At 69.4% G+C, this 25,360-nt stretch carries 27 protein-coding genes and 1 tRNA gene; 15 read left to right on the top strand and 13 right to left on the bottom strand.

The features are described from left to right. Positions 1-8 precede the first annotated feature (8 nt). Positions 9-350, top strand: coding sequence for a DUF7882 family protein (locus AC3RKB_RS07260; protein ID WP_491435429.1), 342 nt, complete (start codon positions 9-11; stop codon positions 348-350). A 27-nt stretch (positions 351-377) separates the two neighbouring features. Here AC3RKB_RS07260 and AC3RKB_RS07265 read toward each other — a convergent pair whose 3' ends face one another. From AC3RKB_RS07265 to AC3RKB_RS07280, 4 genes are all read right to left on the bottom strand, one after another. Next, positions 378-1,442, bottom strand: a complete 1,065-nt coding sequence (locus AC3RKB_RS07265) for a fatty acid desaturase family protein (protein WP_491435430.1) — start codon at positions 1,440-1,442, stop codon at positions 378-380. A 168-nt stretch (positions 1,443-1,610) separates the two neighbouring features. Beyond that, complete coding sequence (locus AC3RKB_RS07270; protein WP_491435431.1) at positions 1,611-2,588, bottom strand: DNA topoisomerase IB; 978 nt, start codon at positions 2,586-2,588, stop codon at positions 1,611-1,613. Between the two features lie 10 nt (positions 2,589-2,598). Next, positions 2,599-2,871, bottom strand: coding sequence for a DUF7218 family protein (locus AC3RKB_RS07275; RefSeq protein ID WP_491435432.1), 273 nt, complete (start codon positions 2,869-2,871; stop codon positions 2,599-2,601). A gap of 40 nt (positions 2,872-2,911) precedes the next feature. Continuing rightward, positions 2,912-3,793 (bottom strand): SDR family oxidoreductase, encoded by an 882-nt coding sequence (locus tag AC3RKB_RS07280; RefSeq protein WP_491435433.1) that lies wholly within the window; start codon positions 3,791-3,793, stop codon positions 2,912-2,914. Positions 3,794-4,090: 297 nt separating this feature from the next. On the opposite strand from AC3RKB_RS07280, the gene AC3RKB_RS07285 reads away from it, so the two are divergent. Beyond that, the gene (locus AC3RKB_RS07285) at positions 4,091-4,255 is read left to right on the top strand and encodes a hypothetical protein (protein WP_491435434.1); all 165 of its coding nucleotides are present in this window, start codon (positions 4,091-4,093) and stop codon (positions 4,253-4,255) included. 156 nt (positions 4,256-4,411) lie between these two features. Next, positions 4,412-4,768: a DUF7882 family protein gene (locus AC3RKB_RS07290; RefSeq protein WP_491435435.1), complete on the top strand. Its 357-nt coding sequence runs from the start codon at positions 4,412-4,414 to the stop codon at positions 4,766-4,768. Between the two features lie 32 nt (positions 4,769-4,800). Here the strand turns inward: AC3RKB_RS07290 and AC3RKB_RS07295 are convergent, their stop codons facing one another. After that, positions 4,801-5,385, bottom strand: coding sequence for an SRPBCC family protein (locus tag AC3RKB_RS07295; RefSeq protein WP_491435436.1), 585 nt, complete (start codon positions 5,383-5,385; stop codon positions 4,801-4,803). Between the two features lie 143 nt (positions 5,386-5,528). Here AC3RKB_RS07295 and AC3RKB_RS07300 point away from each other — a divergent pair, with 143 nt between their 5' ends. Continuing rightward, on the top strand, positions 5,529-5,732 hold the full coding sequence (locus tag AC3RKB_RS07300; RefSeq protein ID WP_491435437.1) for a hypothetical protein: 204 nt from the start codon (positions 5,529-5,531) through the stop codon (positions 5,730-5,732). A 45-nt stretch (positions 5,733-5,777) separates the two neighbouring features. Here the strand turns inward: AC3RKB_RS07300 and AC3RKB_RS07305 are convergent, their stop codons facing one another. Further along, positions 5,778-6,101: a DUF7882 family protein gene (locus AC3RKB_RS07305; RefSeq protein ID WP_491435438.1), complete on the bottom strand. Its 324-nt coding sequence runs from the start codon at positions 6,099-6,101 to the stop codon at positions 5,778-5,780. A gap of 178 nt (positions 6,102-6,279) precedes the next feature. Further along, positions 6,280-6,948, bottom strand: a complete 669-nt coding sequence (locus AC3RKB_RS07310; protein WP_491435439.1) for a DUF6766 family protein — start codon at positions 6,946-6,948, stop codon at positions 6,280-6,282. A 222-nt stretch (positions 6,949-7,170) separates the two neighbouring features. Between AC3RKB_RS07310 and AC3RKB_RS07315 the strand changes: the two genes are divergently transcribed. Then, a tRNA-Arg gene (locus tag AC3RKB_RS07315) sits at positions 7,171-7,243 on the top strand. Between the two features lie 141 nt (positions 7,244-7,384). Further along, positions 7,385-9,271 carry a glycoside hydrolase family 15 protein gene (locus AC3RKB_RS07320; protein WP_491435440.1) on the top strand — a complete coding sequence of 629 codons (1,887 nt, stop codon included), beginning with the start codon at positions 7,385-7,387 and terminating at the stop codon, positions 9,269-9,271. Between the two features lie 24 nt (positions 9,272-9,295). Here the strand turns inward: AC3RKB_RS07320 and AC3RKB_RS07325 are convergent, their stop codons facing one another. Further along, a complete protein-coding gene (locus AC3RKB_RS07325; protein WP_491435441.1) occupies positions 9,296-11,230 on the bottom strand; it encodes an alpha-amylase family protein in 1,935 nt (644 codons plus the stop codon). A 152-nt stretch (positions 11,231-11,382) separates the two neighbouring features. Here AC3RKB_RS07325 and AC3RKB_RS07330 point away from each other — a divergent pair, with 152 nt between their 5' ends. The 9 genes from AC3RKB_RS07330 (at position 11,383) to AC3RKB_RS07370 (ending at position 20,648) form a co-directional block, all read left to right on the top strand. Then, the gene (locus AC3RKB_RS07330) at positions 11,383-12,561 is read left to right on the top strand and encodes a hypothetical protein (protein WP_491435442.1); all 1,179 of its coding nucleotides are present in this window, start codon (positions 11,383-11,385) and stop codon (positions 12,559-12,561) included. Positions 12,562-12,651: 90 nt separating this feature from the next. Continuing rightward, complete coding sequence (locus AC3RKB_RS07335) at positions 12,652-13,101, top strand: Hsp20/alpha crystallin family protein (protein ID WP_491435443.1); 450 nt, start codon at positions 12,652-12,654, stop codon at positions 13,099-13,101. After that, positions 13,098-13,412, top strand: a complete 315-nt coding sequence (locus tag AC3RKB_RS07340; RefSeq protein WP_491435444.1) for a GNAT family N-acetyltransferase — start codon at positions 13,098-13,100, stop codon at positions 13,410-13,412. The genes AC3RKB_RS07335 and AC3RKB_RS07340 overlap by 4 nt, the downstream gene beginning before the upstream one ends. A 425-nt stretch (positions 13,413-13,837) precedes the next feature. Continuing rightward, positions 13,838-14,254 carry a hypothetical protein gene (locus tag AC3RKB_RS07345; RefSeq protein ID WP_491435445.1) on the top strand — a complete coding sequence of 139 codons (417 nt, stop codon included), beginning with the start codon at positions 13,838-13,840 and terminating at the stop codon, positions 14,252-14,254. A 93-nt stretch (positions 14,255-14,347) separates the two neighbouring features. Beyond that, a complete protein-coding gene (locus AC3RKB_RS07350; RefSeq protein ID WP_491435446.1) occupies positions 14,348-14,728 on the top strand; it encodes an effector-associated constant component EACC1 in 381 nt (126 codons plus the stop codon). A 3-nt stretch (positions 14,729-14,731) separates the two neighbouring features. Further along, entirely contained in the window at positions 14,732-18,067 is a 3,336-nt protein-coding gene (locus AC3RKB_RS07355) for a caspase, EACC1-associated type (protein WP_491435447.1), read from the top strand. A gap of 592 nt (positions 18,068-18,659) precedes the next feature. Beyond that, entirely contained in the window at positions 18,660-19,019 is a 360-nt protein-coding gene (locus tag AC3RKB_RS07360) for a hypothetical protein (protein WP_491435448.1), read from the top strand. Between the two features lie 164 nt (positions 19,020-19,183). Beyond that, a complete protein-coding gene (locus tag AC3RKB_RS07365; protein WP_491435449.1) occupies positions 19,184-19,783 on the top strand; it encodes a hypothetical protein in 600 nt (199 codons plus the stop codon). Between the two features lie 670 nt (positions 19,784-20,453). Next, positions 20,454-20,648 (top strand): hypothetical protein, encoded by a 195-nt coding sequence (locus AC3RKB_RS07370; protein WP_491435450.1) that lies wholly within the window; start codon positions 20,454-20,456, stop codon positions 20,646-20,648. Positions 20,649-20,716: 68 nt separating this feature from the next. Here the strand turns inward: AC3RKB_RS07370 and AC3RKB_RS07375 are convergent, their stop codons facing one another. The 5 genes from AC3RKB_RS07375 to AC3RKB_RS07395 all read right to left on the bottom strand — a co-directional run bounded on the left by AC3RKB_RS07375 (position 20,717) and on the right by AC3RKB_RS07395 (position 24,902). Next, the gene (locus tag AC3RKB_RS07375) at positions 20,717-21,007 is read right to left on the bottom strand and encodes a DUF8462 domain-containing protein (protein ID WP_491435451.1); all 291 of its coding nucleotides are present in this window, start codon (positions 21,005-21,007) and stop codon (positions 20,717-20,719) included. Between the two features lie 67 nt (positions 21,008-21,074). After that, the gene (locus AC3RKB_RS07380) at positions 21,075-22,352 is read right to left on the bottom strand and encodes an ATP-binding protein (RefSeq protein ID WP_491435452.1); all 1,278 of its coding nucleotides are present in this window, start codon (positions 22,350-22,352) and stop codon (positions 21,075-21,077) included. Positions 22,353-22,354: 2 nt separating this feature from the next. Further along, positions 22,355-22,837 (bottom strand): MarR family winged helix-turn-helix transcriptional regulator, encoded by a 483-nt coding sequence (locus AC3RKB_RS07385; protein ID WP_491435453.1) that lies wholly within the window; start codon positions 22,835-22,837, stop codon positions 22,355-22,357. A 513-nt stretch (positions 22,838-23,350) separates the two neighbouring features. Continuing rightward, positions 23,351-24,022 (bottom strand): M23 family metallopeptidase, encoded by a 672-nt coding sequence (locus tag AC3RKB_RS07390; protein WP_491435454.1) that lies wholly within the window; start codon positions 24,020-24,022, stop codon positions 23,351-23,353. Between the two features lie 100 nt (positions 24,023-24,122). Next, positions 24,123-24,902: a winged helix-turn-helix domain-containing protein gene (locus tag AC3RKB_RS07395; RefSeq protein WP_491435455.1), complete on the bottom strand. Its 780-nt coding sequence runs from the start codon at positions 24,900-24,902 to the stop codon at positions 24,123-24,125. Positions 24,903-25,360 lie beyond the last annotated feature (458 nt).

The following is a 25,360-nucleotide window of genomic DNA, read 5'->3' on the forward strand; positions in this document are numbered from 1 at the left end:
TGCCGCACGTGGGCACCCTCTACTACGGCGACTCCGGAACCCCCGTCGACATCGACGACCGGGCACTCGCGCACCTGAAGATCGCGATCACGACCAAGCTGCGCCGCGGCGAGAGCTTCATGCTGTCGTGGCGGCACCCCGGCGACCAGCCGCGCGGCCGCAGCTCGCTGTGGCTGCACCCCGCCATCCCCCTCCGCTTCGTCTTCCAGGAGGTCGAGGCGCCCGAGCTCAGCCGCGAGTGGATCGAGGAGCTCATGCGCTCCGCGAACTCCGGCGGCGGCATCGTGATCGACCTCGCCGCCCTCGAAGCGGTCGAGCGCCCGGGGCCGAAGCCGGTCGAGGCCGCGTAGTCCCGACCGCCCGATCGGGGTCGCGCGTCAGCGGCGCCGGAACTGCGCCGCGGCCGGGCAGTCGAACGGGTCGCGGGCGGCGAGCCCGACCCGGTTCAGGTAGCGGATCACGATCGCGTACGAGTCGACGAGCGTCGTCTCGGTGTACGGGATGCCGAGCGATCGGCAGTGCTCGCGCACGATCTCGCGTGCGCGGCCGAGGTGCGGTCGCGGCATGCTCGGGAACAGGTGGTGCTCGACCTGGTGGTTCAGCCCGCCCATGAGCGCGCCCGTCCAGCGGCCCGTGATGTTGCGGCTCGTGAGCACCTGCTTGCTGAGGAAGTCGAGCTTCGCGTCGGCCGGGACGAGCGGCATGCCCTTGTGGTTCGGCGCGAACGACGCGCCCATGTACACGCCGAACACCGCGAGCTGCACGCCGAGGAACGCGAACGCCATGCCGAGCGGCAGCACCCAGAACACCACCGCCACGTAGAGGCCGAGGCGCAGCGCGATCGTCCCGAGCTCGAGCACGCGGCCGGGGACAGCGCGTCGCTCGAAGAGGGAGCGGATGGACGTCACGTGCAGGTTGATGCCCTCGAGGAGCAGCAGGGGGAAGAACAGCCAGCCCTGGCGTCGGGTGATCCACGCGATCAGGCCGCGCTGCTTCGCCGCCGATTCCTCGGTGAACGAGATCGTGTCGAACTCGATGTCGGGGTCCTTGCCGACGCGGTTCGGATTCGCGTGGTGCCGGGTGTGCTTGGTCATCCACCACTGGTAGCTGATGCCCACGACGGCGGTGGCGACGAGTCGGCCGACGCGGTCGTTGGCCTTGCCCGAGGCGAGCACCGCGCGGTGCGACGCCTCGTGCGCGATGAACGCGAACTGGGTGAGGATGATGCCGAGCGCGCCCGCGATGAGCAGTTGGTACCAGGAGTCGCCGAGCAGGACGAAGCCCGTGACGGCACCGCCGAGTGCGAGCGTGAGCCCGCCGATGAGGAGGGCGTAGAACCAGGGCGTGCGCCGCAGCAGCCCGCTCTCCTTGATGACCTGCGAGAGTGCCGAGTAGCTGTTGGTGACGCCCGGACGGTCGCCGCGCGGGACGGTGGTCCGCACCGCGCCGAGTCGCGCGGGTACGGCTGAGGAAATGGTCGTGATGATCCCGGCCTGTCGTCGTCGACTTCCCAGCCGGTGTGTCACGGGCGAACGCCCGTTGCAGATGACGCAAGCCTACGGGCGCTGCCTGCGTACGGGATGTGCGTTTCGGGAGGTTTCCCGTCCGCGTCACTCGCCCGCGTCGTCGACGAGGAGCTGCAGCAGCGCGGTCTCGCGGAGGCCGCTGAGGCGCACGAGCCGGCCATGCTCGTACGCCTCGACCACGCGCGGGTCGACGTAGCTCGCCTTGGCGATCGCGGGCGTGTTGCCGAGCACGGTGCTGGCATGCTCGATCGCCTCGCGAACGGATGCCGCGCGCGCACGCTTCGTGCCAGCCGCGCCGAGGTGCGCGAGCCGGTCGGCTGCGGCGATCGTGCCGCGCAGCGTGCGGAAGTCCTTCGCGGTGAAGTCGCCGCCCGTGCGCAGGCGGATGTCCTCGTTCACGTCGACCGGACCGAGCGGGCGCATCCGGCGGCCGAGCTCGTGCGCGTAGAGCCGCGACGAGGGCGAGCGGCCCTCCATGCCGCGCACGAACGCGGCCAGCGCGGCATCCTGCAGCACCAGGTTCTGCGCGATGCCGCCCTTGGCGCGGAACTTCAGCCGCACCGCGTCCGCGCCCTCGAGCCGCGCGTTGCGCACGAGCAGCGTCGTGAGCCCGCGGCTGCGGGCCGTCGCGAGCGACTCCTCGGAGCCGATGCGGATGGCGCCGAGGTCGAGGGTGCGGAACGCGGCGGCGAGCACGCGCTCGCGGAGCAGCCCCTCGAGGTCGAGGTCGCGCCGCACGCTCCGACGCGCGGCGGGCAGCGCCTCGGCGAGCGCCGTCATGCGCAGGAACTTCTCCATGTCCTGCTTCTCGCGCCACACCGGGTGGTAGAGGTACTGGCGGCGGCCGGCCGCGTCGACGCCGACGGCGAGGATGTGCGCGTTGGGCGCCTCGGCGATCCAGACGTCCTCCCAGGCGGGCGGGATCGCGAGGTCGGCGATGCGGTTGCGGTCGACGCGGTCGACGTGGGAGCCGTCGGCGTGACGGTAGGTGAAGCCGCGGCCGCTTCGGCGGCGCGTGATGCCGGGCGACGCGTACGGTTCGACGCGTCGCAGCCGCGGCATCCGCTGCCCCTCAGTGGTTGCGCAGGGCGCTGATGAGCTCGCCCTTGCGCTTGCCGCTGTAACCGGTGAGGCCGAGTTCCTTCGCGCGCTTCCTCAGCTCGGGCACGGTCCAGTCCTCGTAGTCGCCGGACTTCCCGCCCTTGCGGCCGACCGAGCTGCGACCGCGTGCGGCGGCCGCGTTCGAGATGCGGGCGGCCTTCTCCTTGGAGGCGCCGTCCTTGCGGAGCTCCTCGTAGAGCTCCGGGTCCTTCAGCGAGGACTGTCCGCGTCGATCCTTCGGCATTGCCTGCTCCTTCCTCGTCTCCGCTCGTGCGCCCGCGGGCTCAGAGCGGCTTGCCCCCGGTGACCGGGAGGATCGCCCCCGACGTGTAGGACGCGTCGTCGGAGGCGAGGTACACGTACGCGCCCGCGAGCTCGGCGGGCTGCCCGGCACGACCGAGCGGCGTGTCCTGGCCGAACTTCGGCAGCTTGTCGGGCCAGCCCGTCGCCGGGATGAGCGGCGTCCAGATCGGGCCGGGCGCGACCGAGTTGACCCGGATGCCGCGGGGCCCGAGCTCCTCGGCCAGCGCCCGCGTGAACGCCACGAGCGCCGCCTTCGTCATGGCGTAGTCGACCAACCGCGACGACGGGTCGAAGCCCTGGATCGAGGACGTCGTGATGATCGACGAGCCGGCGTCGAGTCGCGGGACGGCGGCGCGGGTCAGGAAGACCGTCGCGTAGAGGTTGGTGCGCATGACGGCGTCGAAGTCCTCGGTCGGCACCTCGTCGATGCCACCGCGGTCGCGCTGGTGCGCGGCGTTGAGCACGAGCAGGTCCAGGCCGCCGAACGCGTCGCAGGTGCGGTCGACGAGGTCGATGCAGTACTGCTCGTCGAGCAGGTCGCCCGGGAGCAGCTCGATGTTTCGCCCGGCGTCCTCGACCCACCGGGCGGTCTCCTCGGCGTCGGCCTGCTCCGACGGCAGGTACGAGATCGCGACGTCGGCGCCCTCGCGCGCGTACGCGATGGCCACGGCGCGGCCGATGCCCGAGTCGCCCCCGGTGATCAACGCGCGGCGGCCGGCGAGCCGGCCGTGCCCGCGATAGCTGTGCTCGCCGTGGTCGGGCTGCGGCGACATGGCCGGCGTGAGTCCGGGCGGCTGCTGCTCCTGCCTCGGGAACGGCTCGGCGGTGTGCTTGGTGGTGGGATCGGTCAGGTGGTCGGTCACGGATCCTCCTCGCGCTCGTTCGTCCGGATCGTCCAGCGTCGGCAACGCTACGCGCGTCCGCCTCGCGGGGCGATGGGTTGACAGGATGCCGCGGCCCGCTCCGCCGTGCGGCACGCCGGCGTGGTGCGGTGCGCCCGCCCGCGAGTAGCATGCCCCGCGAATGGGGGTCAACCCCTCGCCGTTGCGCGCCGCCGGGCCCTACGGTCGTCAGCACGAGGCCGACAGGCTGCCTCGGAGGTCACGCCCGCCCGGGCGGGGCCGCTCACCGTCCACGAGACGGGTACCGAAGGAGAGATCATGAACATCCTCATCGCCATCATCGCCGTCATCGCCATCGTGCTCCTCATCACCGGTGGAGCCGTCCAGTCGCTGCAGTTCCTGCTGTGGGTGGGCCTGGTGCTGCTCGCGCTGGCTGCCATCGTGTTCCTGGTGCGCTACCTCGGCGGGAAGAAGGCCGTCTGACGGACTCCACCCCGGCTGTTCACGGCGGGCGGTTCCCTCGGGAGCCGCCCGCCGTGGCGTGTCCGCGGGCGGCCGCGTCCGGACCCGCGCACCGCACGCGGCAGGGGCCCGTAATCCGGCCACCGAAGCCCCTCGTTCGGGGCTATCGTCGGATGCATGGGCACGTTGTTCTACGGCGACGCGGGCACGCCGATCGGGATCGAGGATCGGGCGCTGGCGCACCTGAAGGTCGCGATCATCACCAAGCTCCGGCGCGGCGAGTCGTTCACGGTCTCGTGGAAGCACCCCGACGAGCAGCCCACGGGTCGGAGCACTCTGTGGCTCCACCCCAACATCCCACTTCGGTTCGTGTTCGACGATCCCGAGCCGCCCGAGCTGAGCCACGCGTGGATCGAGGAGCTCATGCGCTCCGCGAACTCCACGGGCGGCATCCAGCTCGTTCCCGAGGTGCTCGACATCCCGACGGCCGACCCGCTCATCGTGGAGCCGGCCGCGGAGCAGGCCCCGGCATAGCGCCGAGGCCCGCTCGCGTTCGACCGGCGGAACTACGCCCGGAGGTCGGGGTCGGCTCCGATCACGCCCTCGCTCGTGGGCGGGTTCACCGAGCCGGCGCTCCCGGCGGTTCGGGGCGTGCCATCCGTGCCCGCCGAACTGCTCGACGCGGTCTCGCGACCGCCGTGGACCTCGCCGCGCCAGGCACCCGTCGGCACCTCCTGCTTCTCGATGAACTCCGTGAAGCGGTGCAGGTCGCGCTTGACCTGCGCGTCGTCGAGCTGCAATGCGGCCCCGGCCTTCTCGACCAAGCCCTCGGGCTGCCATTCGATCGTGAGATCGATGCGGGTGCGGTCGGCCGAGAGCGGCCGGAAGTCGACCCGGCCGCGGTGGTGGACCTCGGCACTGGTGCTGCGCCACGCGACGTGGTCGTCGGGCACCTGGTCGGAGATGTCGGCGTCGAACTCGCGCGTGACGCCGGCGATCGAGACGATCCAGTGCGTGGTCGTGTCATCGATCTGGCGGACCGACTCGACGCCGCTCATGAAGTGGGGGAACGACTCGAACTGCGTCCACTGGTCGTACGCGACGCGGACGGGAACGTCGACCTCGGCATCCGCGGTGACGGTCGTGCTCATGTTGGACCTCCGTTTCGAAGCGCGCACGGTTGCGCGCCCCGGCCACGGTAGGCACGCTCGATCCGAGGGGTCGAGGGGGTTGCAGGCCCGCGAGGCGGCTGGTACGACGGGGGTAGGGAAACGGCGACGTTCGGGGGTGCGCCATGGGTGATCAGACGACGGATGCCGAGCGGTGGTGGCCGCACCTGTCGATCGAGGCCAAGCACGAGATCCTCGCGGATCCGGCGGCCCCGATCTCCGAGCGCGTGCGCGGCGAGATCCGGGACCGGACCGGCGCCGAACCGCCTGACCGGCTGGGTGCCGCCGACCTCGCGTTCATCGAGACGCAGATCGAGGCGGTCGACTGAACGACAGCGATCGGATGGCGCGTCAGGCGCGCCATCCCGCCGTCGTTACTCGACTTCGAACGGCTCGTCCTCGGTGGGCTCGGGCATGTACTGCAGGCCCGACGTGCTGTTCGCGGAGAGCAGCATCTGCTCGATCCACAGGCGGTTGAGCTTGGGCGGGCGGTTGCCGCTGAACACGAATTGCAGCGGGATGGACTCGTGCAGCCACAGCGTGGTGCGTCCGCTCCCGTGCTCGATGCCGTGCTCCCAGGTCATGGCGAAGCTCTCGGAGCGGCGCAGCTTGTTGATGATGGCCACGCGCAGGTGCGCGAGGGTGCGGTCCTCGATCTCGATCTCGCGATTCGAGGAGTTGTAGATGAGCTTGCCCATATGCGGAATGCTAGTGCCCGGGCGGAGGGTGGACTGACATGGGTCCGGACGCTCGGGAGGAGGGTTGCATACCGACACCAGAACCGCCACCCCCGGTCGCGATCGGCATCCTCTTCCTCCCGGGGTCGCGTCGACGGGACCCAAGGGATAGAGGCAATGCCGAACGGATGCCGCGGGCTCAACCCTCGGCCGACGTGACGTGGTGCGGCATTCCCACGGGCTTCGACTCGCTCGAGCCGCGCTGTCGCAGCACGATCGACAGCGCGACCATGCTGCCGACGGCCAGGAACTCCGACTGCCAGTTCTGCAGGGTGCGATTCCAGAAGTCGGCCGAGAGGACGTACTCGCCGGTCGTGATGACGGGCAGTCCGTGCAGCAGCTGCTCCTCGTTGTAGACGACGGCGCCGGCGAACGCCTGCGCGACCCACGACAGCAGGAAGATCGTGCCCATCGTCAGCAGCAGCGAGTTGCTGTAGACCCAGAGCCGCCATCCGCCGGCGCGCACCCACTTCGGCGAGTCGGCGCGCGCGTGCCGGCCGACCAGCTGCTCCTCGTCGGAGCCGACGCCCTCCTCGCCGGGTTGCTTCGACTCGGGGGAGCCCTTCTGGATGAGCCAGATCGTCGCGAGGATGAACAGGAAGAACTGCAGGTACTCAGACTGCCAGTTCTCCGCGACGTCGACCACGAAGTCCGACGACGTGACGAAGTCGAGCCAGGTCACGGCGGGCTCGCCGTGGACGGCGTTCTCCTCGTTCGTGACGGCGAGCCCCGCGACCGACTGCAGCGCGAGCGCGATGAGGAAGATCGCGGCGAAGAACAGGCTGAGCAGGTGCTGCTTGACGCGCATGCGCTACCTCCCGACGATGATGACGGCGAACATGTACGCGAGCCCGGCGAAGATGCCGACCAGCCATGCGGTGAACACGACTCTCATGTCGTGAACGTACTCCCGCAGGCGTCGCGGGTGGAGGACGCGCCCGGCGGTCACGCTCGATTGGCGCCGCAGCGTCGCGTGGGATAAAGTAACGGGGTTGCCTGATGAGCGAAGATCGCGCAGGCGACATCCCATGCGCCCGTAGCTCAATGGATAGAGCATCTGACTACGGATCAGAAGGTTGGGGGTTCGAGTCCCTCCGGGCGCGCGGAAGAAGAAGGCGGTTCGCGAAAGCGGGCCGCCTTCGTCGTTCCCGCCGCAGCATCCGCCCCGCAGCATCCGCAGCCCGCGATGCTTGCCCCGCCCCGCCCGCCCGTGCCAGCATCCCCGAAGGGGGAAGGGGACACGCATGGGGGCGACGGACTACCCGGACATCAGCGAGCACGGCCTGATCGGCGACCTGCAGACCGCGGCGCTCGTCGCGACGGACGGCACGATCGACTGGTACTGCTGCCCGCGGTTCGATTCGCCGAGCGTGTTCGGCTCGCTCATCGACGCCGAGAAGGGCGGGTACTTCCGCATCCGGCCGGTCGGTGCCGATCACGTGACGCGGCAGCTCTACCTGCCCGACACCGCGATCCTGATCACCCGCTTCCTCACCGCCGACGGCGTCGGCGAGGTCATCGACTTCATGCCGGTCGCCGGCAAGGAGGCGACCGACACGCACTGCCTCGTGCGCATGGTGCGCGTCGTGCGCGGGACGATGACCTTCGAGGGCGAGATCCAGCCCCGCTTCGACTACGGCCGCGCAGCGCACCGCCTGGTCCCGGTCGGCGTCGGCGCGCAGTTCGTCTCGGACGACCTCACGCTGACGCTGCACCGCGTCGGCGATCCGATCATGCGCGGCGGCGAGCGCGCCGGCAAGATCTCGCGCGACGGCGACGGCGTGCGCGTGACCATCACGCTCCACGCCGGCGAGATGACCGGCGTCATGCTCGAGTCGGGCGGGGTCGAGCCTCGGCAGGTGCCGCTCGACGAGCTGTTCGCGACGTTCACCGACACGCGCCGCTACTGGCGGGAGTGGAACGACCGCTCGACGTACACGGGCCGCTGGCGCGAGATGGTGGCGAGGTCGGCCATGACGCTGAAGCTGATGACGTACGCGCCGACCGGCGCCCTGGTCGCCGCGCCGACCGCGGGCCTGCCCGAGCAGGTCGGCGGCGAGCGCAACTGGGACTACCGGTACACTTGGATCCGCGACGCCTCGTTCTCGGTGTACGCCCTCCTCGGACTCGGCTACACCGAGGAGGCCGAGGAGTTCGTCGCCTGGTTGCTCGAGCGCATCCACGAGAGCGTCGGCGAGACCTCCGGCCCGCTGAAGATCATGTACCGCGTCGACGGCTCGTCCGACCTGTCCGAGGAGGCCCTCGACCATCTCGAGGGATATCGGGGCTCGGCGCCCGTGCGGATCGGCAACGGCGCGGCCGACCAGCTCCAGCTCGACATCTACGGCGAGGCGATGGACTCGATCCACCTCGCCGACACGCACGGGCTCGAGCTGCCACACGTCGGCTGGACGCAGACCCGCCGCATGCTCGACTGGGTCTGCGAGCACTGGGACACCCCCGAGGAGGGCATCTGGGAGACTCGCGGCGGACCGCAGCCGTTCACGTACGGCCGGTTCATGTGCTGGATCGCGCTCGATCGCGGCATCCGCATCGCCCAGACCCGCGGCCGGCCGGCCGCGACCGCCCGCTGGACCGAGGTGCGCGACGAGATCTACGAGCGGATCATGGAGACCGGATGGGACCCGAAGCGCGGCGCGTTCGTGCAGCACGAGGGCAGCGACGTGCTCGACGCGTCGCTGCTGCTGATGCCGCTCATGGGCTTCATCGCGCCACGCGACCCGCTGTGGATGTCGACCCTCGAGGCGATGGACGAGGAGCTCGTCTCGGACAGCCTCGTGTACCGGTACAACCCGAGCGCGTCGCCCGACGGCCTCCGCGGCTCCGAGGGCACGTTCACGCTGTGCTCGTTCTGGTACGTCGACGCGCTCGCGCGGTCGGGTCGGCTCGACGAGGCGCAGCTCGTGTTCGAGAAGATGCTCACCTACGCCAACCACCTCGGGCTCTACGCCGAGGAGATCGGCCTCACGGGCGAGCAGCTCGGCAACTTCCCGCAGGCGTTCAGCCACCTCGCGCTGATCAACGCGGCCGTGAACCTCGACTACCAGCTCGACCACGGCTCGGGCTACGTCGCGCCGGTGCTGAAGATGGGCCGGCGCGCGGGTCCCTGAGCGGATGGCGCGGCGCCGCGCCGCTCAGAACCGCGGCGGCTCGTCGGCCGCGCGCACGCGCAACCACGCGACGTGACAGGGCTCGAGCACGATGCCGCGCTCGAGCGAGACCTGCCGGTCGGTGATGAGCTCGTGCGCGTCGGGTGCGAAGCCCGACAGGGTGAGCGCGTCGACGGTCGCGGGCGCGTCGCCGACGTTCGCGAGGCACAGCACGGTCGTCGAGGCGGATGGCGCGCCATCCGTCGCCCCCGGCCGCTGGTAACCCAGCACCGTCGGGTGCGTCGCGTCGAACGGCACGAGCCGGCCGCCCGCGAGCTCGGCGGTCTCGCGTCGCACCTGGATGAGGCGGGTCAGGCCGGCGTACACCGCGCCCGCCGGCGTGGAGCGGTCGTGCCGCTGCGCGTACGCCTCGGCGGGGTAGGGCGGGCGGTTCACCCATCGGCTGTCGTCGGCGAGGGCCGGGTCGTCGAGGTACGAGTCGTCGTTGAGCTGCGCGACCTCGTCGCCGAGGTAGACGAGCGGGATGCCGCCGGTCGACAGCGCGATCGCGTGCGCGAGCAGCACCCGGTCGACGCCGTGCGCGTCGCCGGCCTCGATGCCCGCGAGCGAGGCCGTCGTGCCCGCGACGCGCGCGTCGCCCGTGCGCGGGTTCTCCTGGAACGGCACCCCGCGCGCGAAGCTGCCCGGGAACCGGTTGACGTAGAACGCGTTGAGGAAGCGGCGGTGGTCGTAGCCCTGGATGCCGAACTCGGCGGCGTCCTCGTCGGCGAAGGTCCAGCCGATGTCGTCGTGGCCGCGCACGTAGTTCACCCACGAGCAGCCCTCGGGGAGCGTGTGCCGTCGCTCGAGGGCCTGGCGCAGCATCCGCGGGTCGCGGGTCGCGAGCGCCTCCCAGGTGAGCGCCATCTGCAGCGGGTTGTACGACAGCTGGCATTCGCCGAGCGAGATGTACTCGGCGACCTCGTCGGGGTGCACGATGGCCTCGGACTTGAACAGCAAGGATGGCGCCGCCATCCGCAGCACGGAATTGAACGCCTGCAGCAGCAGGTGGGCCTCGGGCAGCGACTCGCACGGGGTGCCGAGCCGCTTCCAGATGAACGCGACGGCATCCATGCGGAGCACGTCGACGCCGAGGTTCGCGAGGAAGAGCATCTCGCCCGCCATCGCGCGGAACACGGCCGGGTTGGCGTAGTTGAGGTCCCATTGGAAGGTGTGGAACGTCGCCCAGATCCACCGGCCGTCGGGCAGCTGCACGAACGAGCCCGGGTGGTCGTCGGGGAAGATCTCGCGCACGGTCTTCTCGTACGCGTCGGGCATCGTGCGGTCGGGGAAGATCAGGTAGAAGTCCTCGTAGCCGGGTTCGCCCGCGATCGCACGCCGCGCCCACTCGTGGTTCGACGCGGTGTGGTTGAAGATGAAGTCGAGCACGAGCGAGATGCCGTTCGCGCGCAGGTCGGCCGCGAGGGCCTGCAGGTCGTCGATCGTGCCGAGGTGGGGCGCGACCGCGCGGTAGCTCGACACCGCGTAGCCGCCGTCGGAGTTCCCCTCGGGCACCGCGAACAGCGGCATGAGGTGCAGGTAGGTCAGGCCGAGCTCGACGAACTCGGGGATGCGCGCGCGCACTCCGGCGAGGTCGCCCGCGTACCGGTCGACGTAGCAGACCCCGCCGAGCATGCGGTTCGACAGGTACCAGCCGCTGTCCTGCTCGCGCTGCGCGTCGGCGGCCTTCAGGTCGGCGGGGCGGTCGGCCCAGGATGTCGCGGCGTCGGCGATCACGCCGGCGAGCTCGTCGAGCGCGTCGTCGCGGTCGCCGTACAGTCGCCGGAACAGGCCGTGGAGGGTGGGGAAGTGCGCGGTGAGGCGCCGGGCGAACTCGGCATCGGCGGGGGCCGAGGAGTCGGGCGCAGCCGAGCGGATCCGGGCGAGGTCGACGTCGGCGTCGATTCCCAGTCGTGCCATGTGCCCAGCCTGCCGCATGCGCCCCGCGAACGGGAGGCATGCGCTGTGAATCCGCCGGGTATCCCGGACGGGTGCCGATTCGCGGGCGTGACGGGTTCGACGGGGCGGGCTAGGCTCGAACCGGTCTGATTCCCGCGATCGAGAGTTCGGCTATGAGGGGTGTGCGAGCCGTCGCGATCGGCCCGGCGCCGATCGTCCGTCATGCTGCCCTCGTGGCGGCCATGCTCACCATCGCCGCGGCCGTCGCCGTCGCGGTGGCGAGCGAGTTGTTCCACTTCGTCCATGTCCTGCCCGGCGTGGAGGGGTCGCATGGCGCCCACCGCGGCGTGCACGTCGTGTTCGATCCGCTGTGCGTGATCGCGGCCGTCGTGGTCGCGATGCTGCTGCTCGCCGCGCTCGCCGTGGCATCCGTCCCGTCCGGGCGCCGCCCCGGCGGCCGCTGCCGCATGGTCTGGGCGAGCCCGGGACTCGGCGCTCTCGCGAACGCGTCGGTCTGGGCCACGATCGCCGCGCTCGCCGTCGGCGCCGCGGCCGAGGCGTTCGCGCCGCTGCCCGGCGGCCATGTCACGGCGAGCGCGCTGTTCGCGGGCACGCTCGGGGCGGTCACCGGAACGGTCCACCGGCGCGCGCACCACCAGTCGGCGTACCGCTCGTTCAACATGGTCGCGATGCTGCTCGCCGCCGGTTGCCTGGCGAGCATGAGCCTCACCTCGACCGGCGAGTGGTGGGTCGACAACTTCAGCACGCTCGGCACGTCGGGCGACTTCGCGGCGGCGTGCTTCAACCTCGCGCTCATCCTGTCGGGCGGGGCGATGGCCGCGATGGCCGGGCGGCTCGCGAGCGGTCTCGAGCGCGCCGAGTACGCGGCCCGCCGCGGCGCGGTGGCCACCGCGCGCGTGCTGGTCGCCGTGATCGGCCTTTCCCTGGCGGGCGTCGGGCTGGTGCCGATCAACACCGAGGAGGTGCTGCACAACGTGTTCGCGAGCGCGGCGGGCGCCGCGTTCTTCCTGCTCGCCTCGCTCACGCCGTGGCTCGTGAGACGGATGCCGCGGCGTCTCGTCGCGACATCCTGGGCGGCGCTCGCGATCGAGGTCGGGACCTGGATCGTGTACGACCGCCTCGGCCTCGCGTCGCTCACGGTGTTCGAGGTCGTGGCGTTCGCGCTGGTGTTCGTCTGGCTCATCGCGCTCGTCGTGACGACGCATCCGACGATGGGGAACGAGTCCGCGCAGCCGCGGCGACCCGAGTCCCGGACCGCCGTCGCCAAGCCCGCGTTCGCCATGGGCGGACCCGCTCGAGGAATGGTGCCGGCGCTGGCGCGTTCCTCCTGATGAGAAGTTGAGTCGATGTGGCTCAACTCGTATCATCGAAGCAAGCATGAGTCGATACGACTCAACTTCGCAACGATGGAAGGAGAGATCATGGCCAACACCGACCCGTTCCGCGACCTCGACCGTCTCGCCTCGGCGCTCTTCGACACGACCCGACGCGGGCCGCGACGCATGCCGATGGACCTCTACCGCGACGGCGACCACTACGTGCTCACCGCCGACCTGCCCGGCATCGACCCCGGCTCGGTCGACGTCGACGTCGACGGTCAGCTGCTCACGATCCGAGCCGAGCGCACCCTGCCCTCGGGGGAGGACGTGAAGTGGATCACCCGCGAGCGCGAGGGCGCCTCGTTCCTGCGCCAGCTCAGCCTCGGGCAGGGTGTCGACACCGAGCGCATCTCGGCGAGCTACACCAACGGCGTGCTGAGCGTCACGATCCCGGTGAGCGAGAAGGCGAAGCCGCGCAAGGTCGCCGTCGAGACGGCCGACACCGCCCGCACGGTCCAGGTGCCGGAGGCGACCCACTCGGTCGAGTCGTGACCGACGACAACGTGCACGTCGAGCGCGACGACGAGACGAATCGGTACGAACTGTTCGTCGGCGACGCGCTCGCCGGGTACGTGGAGTACAAACTGAGGCCGGGGCGGATCGTGTTCATCCACACGATCATCGACCCCGACTTCGAGGGGCAGGGGCTCGGCAGCCGCCTCGCGAGGCACGTGCTCGACGACGCCGTGGCGCGCGGCGAGCGCATCGTACCGAGGTGCCCGTTCATCGCGGCGTACCTGCGTCGTCACTCGGGCTGGGAGGAGTCCGTCGACTGGCCCGCAGACACCTCGCCCGCGGCGTGAGGTCAGGATCCGGACCCCGCGGTCCGGATCCTGACCCCCGCTCTGGGGCACTGCGGCCGGAGTATGCAGAACGATACGATTCCTCACAACCCCGAGTCGGGACCCGACCCGACACCTCGCCCCACGCGGCGAAAGCGACCGCCATTGTCCCAGCGCGGTCGCTCGGGAGGTTGGCTCGCCGAGCTCAGTTCGGGTCGCTCGGCGGGGAGGGCCTCCTGTGAGGCCGCGGTGGGGCGGGAGGTAGGGTTCCCGCCCCACCGTTCACATCATGTCTGATGCCCCTCGTTCACGGTGAATCAGGACGCGGCAGGACGGCATCTCCCGCGAGTTTCCGCGGCTGCCCACATCTCGCCCACATACTCGCGCGCGCGACGGTGGGCCGCTGACCCGATTTTCGTCAGCAAGACTCGACGCCGCGCGCCCAGGTGGCGGACCCCGCCGTCATCCGGGTCGCGCAGATAGGCTACGGCGACCGTGAGCGGACGATCTTCGCGAATCGGGCGGGGATGCCGCTCAGCCACTTCAATGTGCGTCGAACCTTTCGCGCCTTCCTCGAGCTGGCTGAGAATCACCTTGCGCTGGTACCGGCGCACGGGCGCAACAGTCATTACGCGCGGAGACAGCGCCGACCGGCTGCGACGTTCCTCGGCCACGGGTCGACTGCCATCACGGAAGGTCACCACATCGAATCCGACCGAACGGTGGACCGGGGGCCGGCGAGCATTGTCGATCGCACCCTGCGCCCGGTGAACCCTGACTGTTCGCTGCTCTCGACGGACGAGGGCGAGCCGGACGATCCCGCCCTCGACTTTCTCAATGAGGAAGACAGCGAGGCGGCATAACAGCCTCACAATTGACCCCCTTCGAGTGTGCGCCCTCTCGCGATTGGTCTTAAGTCCCTTGTGTCGCGCGGCACCCTGACGCAACATTCGCGCGTGGAGATACACGTCGTGTTGGAGCCGGACGTCGACACGGATGCTGAGTACGTGGAGCGGTTGGGGCGGCAGTTACGTAACGAGCTGCGGTCGTTAGACGTCGCCACTGTCGACGCCGTTCCCTCCGCTGAGCCTCCGCCGGGCTCGAAGGGTCCCGTGGTCGAGGCGATGACCGAGTGGCTCGTGACGCTCAGCGCGAGCGGTGGGGTCATCACCACGTTGATCGCGACGATCAATGACTGGCTGGGCCGACGCGCTGGCGCGTATAGGAATACAGTCAAAGTGACGATCGATGGCGACACGCTGGAGCTGAGCAGCGCGACGTCGGCGGAGCAAACCCAGTTGGTCAAGGCTTTCGTCAAGCGTCACCAGTCCGGGTGACCCATGGCCGCCCGTCGTGCTCTCGTCATTGCGTCCTACCAATACGCGGACAGTGGCCTAGGGCAGTTAGTCGCACCGGCGCACGACGCGGAAGCATTCGCGGGAGTGCTGGAAGATCCGGAGATTGCGGGATTTGACGTCACCACGCTGATCAACGAACCGAATTCCGTCGTGGGAGAGGCCATCGCGGATTTCTATACCAATAGCCGCAGGGATGACCTAACGCTGCTGTACTTCACTGGCCATGGACTCAAGGACGACGAGGGTCGGCTGTATCTGGCGATGACGAACACCCGGCGCGAGGCGCTGGTGTGGACCGCAATTTCCGCCGCCCAACTCAACGAGGCAATGGAGACCTCCCCGTCACGCCGCAAGGTGCTGATCCTCGATTGCTGCTACAGCGGCGCATTCCCGGCCGGCAGAGCTGCCAAAGCGGACGAGGGAGTGCAGACCTTGGAGCGCTTCCACGGCAAAGGGCGGGCGGTGCTCACGGCCTCCGATGCCACCCAGTACGCCTTCGAGGGCAATGACGTGCGCGGTTCTGGCATGTCATCGGTGTTCACCCGCTACCTGGTCGAGGCGATGCGTAGCGGCGAGGCTGATCTTGACAACGATGGCGAGATCGCACTGGATGAGCTGTACAGCTACGTGTACGAGCGTGTCGTGTCGGAGATGCCGCAGCAACGGCCAAAAAAGCAGGAGGAAGTTGACGGCCGAATCTTCATTGCACGAAATGTGCACTGGACGCTTCCGATACGGCTGCAGAACGTAATCGAAAGCCCGATCGCCGCGCAACGGCGCGGCGCTGTTGACGAGCTAGCCCACTTACACCGTGTCGGCAACGACTTTGTCCGTGCCTCCGTCATCCAACACCTGACGACCTTGGCGGATGATGACAGCCGGGCGGTCTCGTTGGAGGCGGCTGCTGTGCTGCAGCAAATCGCGGGTGGCAATGGGCCTACAGAGACTGCCCCGCACCCATCGGCTTCCCCGCCGTCGGCGCCAAGGGACGCCCGTGCTGAGCGGGACCGGATTGAGGCCTTAGACGGCGCTGCCCGAGAGGCCGAGGAGCGGGCCGCCCGAGAGGCCGAGGCGCAGGCTGCCCGACAGACCGAGGAGCGGGCCGCCCGAGAGGCCGAGGCGCAGGCCGCCCGACAGGCCGAGGAGCGGGCCGCCCGAGAGGCCGAGGAGCGGGCCACCCGAGAGGCAGTACCCATGTCGCCGGTCGTGCCCGGTGGAACTGTCGGCTCGGATCCACACAGCGAAGCGGATGAATACGCCGACTTGGAGATCGGTCTCCACCGGCGCGACGCCGTTACCTGGAGCGTGGAGCTCCGTTTCTCGCTACCCCGGACCGACGCCGAGACGCAGCTGGACGTCTCCGGACCGCTCTTGGCCGATATCGACCCGCGGCAGCTCGCCGCCATCGACGACGAGGAGGAATATGGCCTGGCGCTGGGGTCGGGTCTGTTCGGTCACGGGGCTGGCGCGGCGTTCCAGGCAGCGGTCGCGATCTCGCAGAGCCAAGGCGTGCCGCTGCGGGTGCGCCTGGTGATCGGCAGCAGCGCCACCGCCTTGCACGGGCTGAGATGGGAGACGCTGCGCAGTCCCATCGACCACTCAAAACTGCTCACCAACAGGAACGTGCTGTTCTCGCGGTACCTGACCAGCCAGGATTGGCGCCCCGTCGGAATTCGGCCCCGGGATAGCCTGAGGGCGCTCGCTGTGGTGGCCGGGCCGTCGGACCTCGACTCGATCGACGCCGGCCGCCCATTGGCCCCCGTGATCGTCGACGAGGAGCTGGCCCGTGCCCGCGCCGGGCTGGGGTCCCTGTCGCTGACCACGCTGCCCGGGGCTGCCGCACCCACCGTGGGAAACGTGCTCGATGAGGTAAGCCGCGGGGTCGACGTGCTCTACCTGGTCTGCCACGGCTACGTCGTCAACGACGAGCCGGTCCTCCTGCTGGTCGATGAGGACGGCCACGCCGCCCCGCTGCTGGGGAGTGAGCTGGTCAGCCACTTGCGAGAGCTCCCCCAGCTGCCCCGGCTGGTGTTCCTCGCGTCGTCCCAGAGCGCGGGCACGGGCGGCGACCGGCGCAGCGAGGACGCCGGCGTGCTCGCCGCGATTGGGCCCCGGCTGGCCGAGGCCGGCGTTCCCGCGGTCGTGGCGATGCAGGGGGACATCTCCATGACCACCTCTGCCGCATTCACCCGGGTCTTCTTCGCCAGCCTTGAGGAGGACGGGGTCGTGGACCGTGCAACCGCGGTCGCCCGGTCGGCCGTGCGCGACCGCCCGGACTGGTGGGTGCCCGCGCTGTTCATGCGGCTGAAGACCGGACGGCTGTGGTACGTGCCGGGCATCGCTTCCGGCGGGGAGCGGTTCGACAGGTGGCCGTCGCTGATTAGCGACCTCAAGGTCGGGAATTGCACCCCGGTGATCGGATTCGGCATCGCCGAGGCGCTGCTGGGCACCCGACAGGAGATTGCCAGGGACTGGGCCCAGAGCTACAGGTTCCCCATGGCGCCGTACAACCGGGAGAGCCTGCCCCAGGTCGCCCAGTACCTGGCGGTCAACCAAACACGGCGCTTCCCCCGCCTGGAATACATGAGCCACCTGCACCACACGATCGTCCAGCGCTACCGCGACGACCTCCCTGCGGACCTACTCGCCGAGGACGCCCCTCTCGAGGATGTCATCGCCGCAGCCTGGAATGCGCGGCATAAGCGTGACGCGGTCGAGCCCTTCTCTGTGCTGGCCCAGATGCCGGCGCCTGTCTATATCACGACCTTGCACTCCCGCCTGCTGGCTAGCGCGCTACGCGATGCCGGCCGCAAGCCCGAGGTGGAGCTCTGCCGCTGGCACGAAGACGCCGACTGGCCGGAGTCGGTGTTCGAGCGGGAGCCCGGGTACCGGCCCACGCCGCAGCGCCCGTTGATTTACCACCTGCTCGGGACCTTCGACGAGCCCGACTCGCTCGTGCTGACTCAGGACGACTATTTCAACTCCTTCGTAAGCATCACCCGCAATCAGGACCTCATCCCGAAGGTGGTGCGCCGGCGGCTGTCAGACTCGGCGCTCATGTTTGTTGGTTTCCGCCTCGATGAGTGGGACTTTCAGGTCCTCTGCCGCAGCTTGATGCCGTCCGAGGATGCGCGCCGGCGTGAGGCGTACACACACGTAGCCGTTCGGGCCGACCCCGAGGAGGAATCCACAATCGACGCCGGACGCGCGCGCGAGTATCTGGAGAACTACTACCGTGGCGCCCATGTCTCCTTGTATTGGGGGAGCGATGAGAGCTTCCTAAGGAAGCTGAAGGAAGCCTGGGATGCTCGGAGATAACCGCAACCGCCACGCTGGTGGGATGTGTCGCGCCCCGGGCTCAACAAGGATCCGCCGTCGCGCTTCCAGGTTCAGGTGTCACGAGACTAGTTCTCCTTCCAGCGAACACCATACGTCCTCGCCCTCGGGCGCCACACTGATCGTCCGGTGAACCAACCCGGACTACTCCAACGCCGCCCGAACCGACACCGCCCGCCCGAACCTCGTCCACAAACCGGGCCGGGCTCGACGACGGGCGCCGCGAACGACGCTTCAACGGCGGCCAACCCGTCCAGAACTGTCACCGATGTGTTGACGCACTTCTGTCACTGACGTCCTGAGACATCACGACCAGTCATGACCTGCCGCTCCTGGCTCGGCGATCGCGCGGCGCCGATGCATCGCACTTGGCGAACCCTCATCGGGCACATCGCCGGGCGGGCCTATTGAAGTCGCAGATGCAAGAGCCGTCGCGGCGGAGTGCGCGCACCGCCAGCCGCTAAAAACCAGGACCGGCTTGCGGGCAACTTGAGTCGGCCCTGCGCTGTCGCGGTCGGTGAATCCCAGCGTCTTGCTTGGGATTTGCCTCCGACGTGGCTGACATGATTCATCTGTGAAGACTTGGTTCCGCGGCGTACACCTGCGCCAGGCTGCGAAGGCGCTCGGCGAACTCATGATGGATCGTCCCGACTGTCGCGGCGTCAACATCTATGCGGAGAACGAGTCACGCGAAGGCTACGCGCTCGTCGAGTTCATGAGGCCCTCACGCAAGGGCAAGCTCAAGGTGATGAAGTTTGCGTTGCACTGGGACGATGAGGGACGCCGGCTGCTGCTCATAAGAGCCGGCGCCTACGCGACAGGCCCGACACTCGAAGAGCGACGGATCCCGGGCGACATGGTTCACCCTTGGTTGACGGCGGCGACCCAGATGCTCCTCTCGCTCTCCGAGACTGAAACCAGTCGCGCAGGCTAGGCCGCGCGCTGCTCTGCCGTCGCCCACCGGGCGTCCCCTCGCTCGTCCAGGTTGGCCGAAAGTCCATCCCCAGCGGCGGGCACTAGAGCACCTGCGGCGCGACCCACCGCTTGAGAGACCAGAATGGTCGTCGCCTGTCTCGCCACCAACGAGGGGATGACTTCATGGATTCGAGCGAACCGCTGGAGCCACGCGGCGCCCTTTCATGGTCCGAGGTCTTTGGTCCATTGGACGCGCGGGCCGCAAGTCCAGAAGAACGCCGCGCCTACATCGAACGGCTGTATGAGGCGGCAATGGATGGCCGCGAGTTCTGGATGTCAGGGGCAGGCGAGGAAGCGATGTGGACGTGGGCCGCCGCTGCGAGCGCGTTCGTGCAGGGGAACTGGATCGCAACCATCCTGTGCTGTCACGCCGTTTGCGAGCGCGCATTGGCGGGACGCTTTGGACCGTTCTGGATGGATGCGACGGATGCGCCAAGCCGATGGGAAACCATGGGCCTCGGCCGACTTCTGGCGGAGTTGGAGAAGCAGGACAAGATTGATCCGGGCGTCGCAGCGAGAGTCCGCCGGATGTCTGAGTATCGCAAGCCCTTCGGGCACTGGAAGGACTTGAACCATCCGACAAGCCTCCTCACGCGCACACGCGCCCAGCTCACCAACGAAGAGAACCTGGACGGCGAGGAAGCCATCCTCCGGGTGATCGTTGACGACGCGACTCGCGCCATCGAAGTCACCGTTGACGTTCTCTACGGAGACAACTGGTGACGATTCGATAGGCGATCGGCAGTGAACCGGTCAGCCGCTGGGCTCGTCTGCCGGGTCTGGCAGGTAGGCGGTGATGTCGATCGGCCGCGTCGGCAGTAGGGCTGTTGCAAGGGGATCAATCGCGGGGGTCAAGGTGATTCCTCTCAGTCCGGTCAGTTGGATGGGCAGGCGAACGAGCCGTTGCCGGTCGAGGTGCATCCCTGGTCATCGAGGGCGCCGTTGGGTGTGCCGCCGCGGACGGCGAGGCATCGCGATCGCGATCGCTGCGGTTCTTCTCGCATCTCTGCTCGGTCTCGGCGTCGTTCAGTCACTGGCAGGAGGCGGCCTGTTCGAGCTCGGCATCAGCAACAACACATGCGTGCACTGACGTCGACGCAGATGCCATGTCTGCAGGGGACATGATGGCCACGCGTCCACCGGCGATGACCGCCGGGGTGCACCGCATCAGGCGGGGCGCCGGTGACCCCGGTGAGACTTGATGCGCGCACACGTATTCAACGAGTATCGATCCGAGCCCATTCCAGACGTTCCCAGCTGTCCCGAGTAGGTCGCCTTATCAGCATCGGGAAAGGCGATCGCGCTCCACGAGCGCCGCGTCCAGATGGCCTATGCGACCGAGGGTGAGCCGTTCGACTCGGCGAGCACATCGAGGGCAAGCGCCGGATCGAGCATGAGCGGGAAGTTCCCCCGGCAACCGAAGATGACGTCGCGAGCGATGCGCGAAGGCACTCCAGGGAAGAAGCTGAACAACGCGGCGTACGCCTTCGTCCTGCCGAGCAACCCGTTCGACAACGTTGGCAGACCGGGCTATGAGGCGCAGGATCGGCAGTTGTGGGCCCTGATCGAAGACGCGCGCGACTCTTAGACAGAGGAGCCCCGCTCCGATCGGCGAAGGATCGTCCGTGCAGCGCTCGCGGCCCCTGGGGCAGGGCGTCAGTCATCGATTCGTCGGTGTATGAAGGCCGCCATTCCGGGAACGGTGAACGCGACGAAGCCACGATCGACCGCGAAGATGTGGCCGGTCTTGATCAGCTCGTTGCGCGACACGGACAGGTCGCTGGTGCATGACTTGCCGAGCTGCGAGACGTGGGTTTCATGCACGCAACTTTGCCCACACTTTGCCCACAATTGTGAGTCATCCAAGTCATATCGACGCGTCGTCAGCTGATCCAACTTGCCCGGAATCTCGCGGAAGTGCCCAGTACCGAGCCGCCTTGGCGGCACATCGAAACGGGTTCCCGCCCCACCGTCATGTCCGGGCGCAGAAGCCGGATCCGCGCGGACGCACGGGCTACAGGCGCCCGACCGTCTCGATGTCCTCGAGGAACTCCGCGGCGACCTCGGCCGAGACGGTGGCTCGCGTGGCCGCGATCGCGGCGACGTAGTCCTCGATGTGCGGGCCGCGCGCGTCGGCGATGTCGGAGTACACGGCCTTCTCGAGCGCCGACTGCGACGCCTTCCGCGCGGCGTACTCGATGTCGGCCGGCGAGAACCCGTCGGTCATCGCCACCAGGGTGGCGACGTCGACGTCGACCGCGGCCGCCGGGATGTAGCGGTCCCAGATCGCGGTGCGGGCCTCCTCGTCGGGCAGGCCGATGGGGATCACGTAGTCGAAGCGGCCGTGCCGGAGGAACGCGGAGTCGAGCGCCCGGATGAAGTTCGTGGCGCAGATCAGCAGGCGGTCGGGCTGCTCGCGGAATGCGGGGATGATCTTCAGCAGCTCGTTCGTCACGCCCTGCGTCGGCGACGGCGGCTCGCCCTGGCGGTGGGAGGCGATCTCCTCGACCTCGTCGATGAAGACCACGGCGTGCTCGAGCTCGGAGATCGTGAGGAAGGTCTCGCGCAACGCCCCGGCGAGCGCGCCGGGCGTGGCGGCCAGTCGGGAGGGGAACACCTCGACGAACGACCATTCCAACCGGGACGCGATCGCCTTCGCGAAGGTCGTCTTGCCCGTTCCGGGCGGGCCGAAGAGCACGACGGCGCGCGGCGGGGCGACCCCGAAGCGCTCCGCGAGCTCGGGCTGTGCGAGCGGCAGGACGAGCCGGCGTTCGAGGAGCTCCTTCTCGCGCGCCATCCCGCCGACCGCGTCCCACAGGCCGCGGGGGAGGACCCGGCCGCCGAGCTCGGCGAGCAGCTTCAGCTCCTCGCGCTGCACGGGGATGTGCCGCTCGAAGTAGTGGAGGTCCTGCTTCAGTTCGAAGCCCTGATGGAGGAACGCGCCCACGCGGGTCTCGGCGGCGGGCATGAGCGCCGACAGCTTCGAGACGCCCGAGGGCGCCATCCGCGCCTCGAGTGCGGCGAGGAGGGAGGATCCGATGCCACGGCCGCGTTCATCGGCATCGGTCGCGAGGAAGACCACCCAGCCCTGCGCGTGCGCGGCCCGGCCCACGGCGGCGCCGATGACCTGATCGCCCCTGACCGCGACGACCGCGTGGTCCTTCGTGCACGACGCGAGCACCTCGGCCAGGTTGTACACGGGCTCCGCATCGGCCGCGGCGACCTGTTCCCAGAGCCGCAGGATGCCGTCGACGTCGTCGGCGTGGAAGTCGCGGATGCGCCAATTCGCCACCGTCAGGCTCCGCGCTCGTGGGGCTCGCCAGGTGACGCGTCGGCCGTCGGGCCCTGCGCCTCGCGCAGGCGGTCGCAGAGCTCGATGAGCCGATGGAGCTCGTCGTCGTCGAGCGCGGTGCCGACGCGGTCGGTGATGGCGTGCATGTGGTGGATCGCCGCGCGACGGAACTCCTCGAACCCCTTCGGCGTGAGCTGCACGATCGTGCCGCGACCGTCGAGCGGGTCGTCGGACTTCTCGACGAGGCCTCGGGCCACGAGTCGGTCGACGAGGCGGCTCACGCTCGGCTGGGAGATGAGCACGTGCCGGTTCAGCTCCTTGAGGCGCAGTCGCCGACCCGGAGCGCGTGAGATGTTGAAGAGCACGTCGTACTCGTTGAGGGACATCAGCTCGGTCGGGAACTCCGCGGAGAGTCTCCGCATCACGGAGACCTGCGCCCGGAACAGCGCCTCCCATGCCGCCACGGCCGTCGCGCGATCAGCCACCCGTGCTCCCTCCATCAAGCCCGGCGACCCGTGAGGTCGCCGCCGAGTCCGACGATAGCGAACACCGTCCGCGCACGGGGTTCGGAACGAGGGAGATGCCGGATGTGCCCCGAACGCGGGCCCGTCGACGGCGCCCGGACACGGTTGAGGGCCGGTCGTAGAGGCTGACGACCGGCCCTCGCCCTTGCACCAAGAGTGTCCTGCAATCACATTCCGCACCGGCCGCCACAGCAAACAACCGGTGCTCTCCGAATATATAACGGATCGATAACGGGCGCTAGCCCCGTGTGCCCCGAATGCGGGGGATTCGCCGGTCGTGTCGACTCAACGGTGCGGCGCCGGACGCGGTCGGCTCAGTCTTCCCGGTCGAACCAGTCGAGCACAAGGTCCGCGACCATGTCCGGAGCGTCGTCGGAGGGAGCGTGCCTGCCTCCTCGACGAAGGCGAACTCGATGCGGTCGGCGAAGCGATCGCCCGGCGGTTCGCGCGTTCCGCAGGTGCTCCCGTGTCCGATCAGGCGTCGGAGCCGGGGTCCTCGACGATCTCGGATTCCTCGGGCAGACCCGTCACCGTCGCCCCGGGAACGCCCGCGTGGCGGAACCGGAATGCGATCGGGAGTCCGCGAGCCCTGCCCCAGTCGAGCGAGTCGGCCGCCTGCGCGTGCACGTGCGGCTGCGTGCTGTTGCCGGAGTTGCCGCACTCGCCGACCTGGTCGCCGGACGCGACGCGGTCGCCGACCTTCACGCGCACCGAACCGCACCGCAGGTGCACCACCGCGACGTACGGACCGCCCTCGGCGATGGCGAACACCACGTGGTTGCCGGCGATCGCGTCGGGGCCCGCGCGCACCCTGCCGGCCTGCCCGAGCGCATACCCGGCGAGCGCGAACCAGGAACGACGCGCCTCGTGATCGGGCTCGCCGTCGTGCACGGCGACGACGGTTCCGGCGACTGGTGCGAGGATCGGCTTCCCGAACCCGACGAACGAGTCGGGCGCCTCGACCGAGAGCCAGGCGCGCCAGTTCGACGGCGCCGACCGGCCCCGCTCATCGACCGCGATGAAGTCGATGGCGTACGTCGTGCCCATCAGGTGCGTGCCGTGGCTCGGGACCCGGCGCGCGGGGCTGTTGCGCGCCATCCATCGCCCGCGGAAGGGCAGGTCGAGCACGATCGGCGACGTCGGCATGCCCTCATCCTCGCGCGCGCCTCTCGTGCCGACCACTCCCGGCGGATGCCGCGACCCCGGCGCGAGGTCCCGGTTCCGGCAGCGGCTCAGCCGCCCGCGATCAGAAGACGTCGGGGCTCGGCGTGGAGGCCTGGCGGATCGAGACGTCGGCGTGGCGGTCGAAGCGGTAGCCGACGCCGCGCACCGTGCGGACGATGTCCTGGTAGTGCGCGAGCTTCGAGCGCAGGCGCCGCACGTGCACGTCGATCGTGCGCTCGTTGGGTGCCTCGTCCTCGCCCGACCAGAGGCCGTCGATGAGCTCGTGCCGGTCGATCGTGCGGCCCTCGCGGAGCACGAGGTACTGCAGCAGCTCGAACTCCTTGTACGTCAGGCCGGCGGCCTCGCCGTCGAGCAGGACCCGCTTGCGGGAGATGTCGATGATGACCCCGTCGGGGTGACGGTCGGCGTCGGCCTGGAGGCCCTGCGACTCGCGCTGCCGGGCGAGCGCGGTCGGGTCCTGGAGCGCGAGGCGCACGACGTCGACGTCGCGGCCGCCGGCGCCCTCGGGTGCGAGCGCGACCGCGGCGTACGTCTCGGCGGACGGCGCGATCTCTGCGGTCAGGTTGCGGATCGCCTCGACGAGGCGGTGGAGGGTGGTGCCGTCGGCGACGGCCTTCGCCTCGTCGAGCCCGACGTACAGGACGAACCCGCGCGCCTCGGTGCCCTCGGGCACGGCGCGGACGCGGGGCGCGGCCTGGGCCGGCTGGGCCTGCGCGGCGACCGGAACGGGCGCGGCCGGGACAGCGGCGGGCCGGGCGGGCTGCGGAGCGTAGGCCGCGGGGTGCGTCGGGCGGACGGCGGGGTGGGACGGACGGACGGCGGGAGCGAGAGCGAGAGACATGGCGGATCCTTGTGCTGAAGATGCGTCGACGACCCCGTCGTCGGGGTCTGAAGCGAAGGCCTGTGGTGGCCGGGGGAACCCGGAAGCGCATCGGGTTCGACGGAGCCGCGCCGATCGGGGTGGGATCAGTCGCGTGACTCGGCGGAGGGTTCGCTGGTCAGCGGCACATTCGACAACACATGGGGGCACGCGCCGACATCATCATGTCGGCAGTCCTGTTCGCCTCGCGGGCGGTCAGGGTGCGTGCGGTGTCAGTCATGAGCGAAAGTCAAACTCACGTTCCGCGATGTGTCAAACCGTGACGCCGGGATGACGGCGCGTGACGTCGCACGCGGTGCGCGCGTCATCCGCGCCCGTGCGAGGTTCGGGCGAAACATCCGATCGTGAAGAAGATTCTTCGACTGGAAGAGATTTCATCGAATTCTGGAATTCGAAAGGCGCTTGGGCGTGTCTCACGA

It is taken from the genome of Agromyces capsici, from assembly GCF_058349965.1.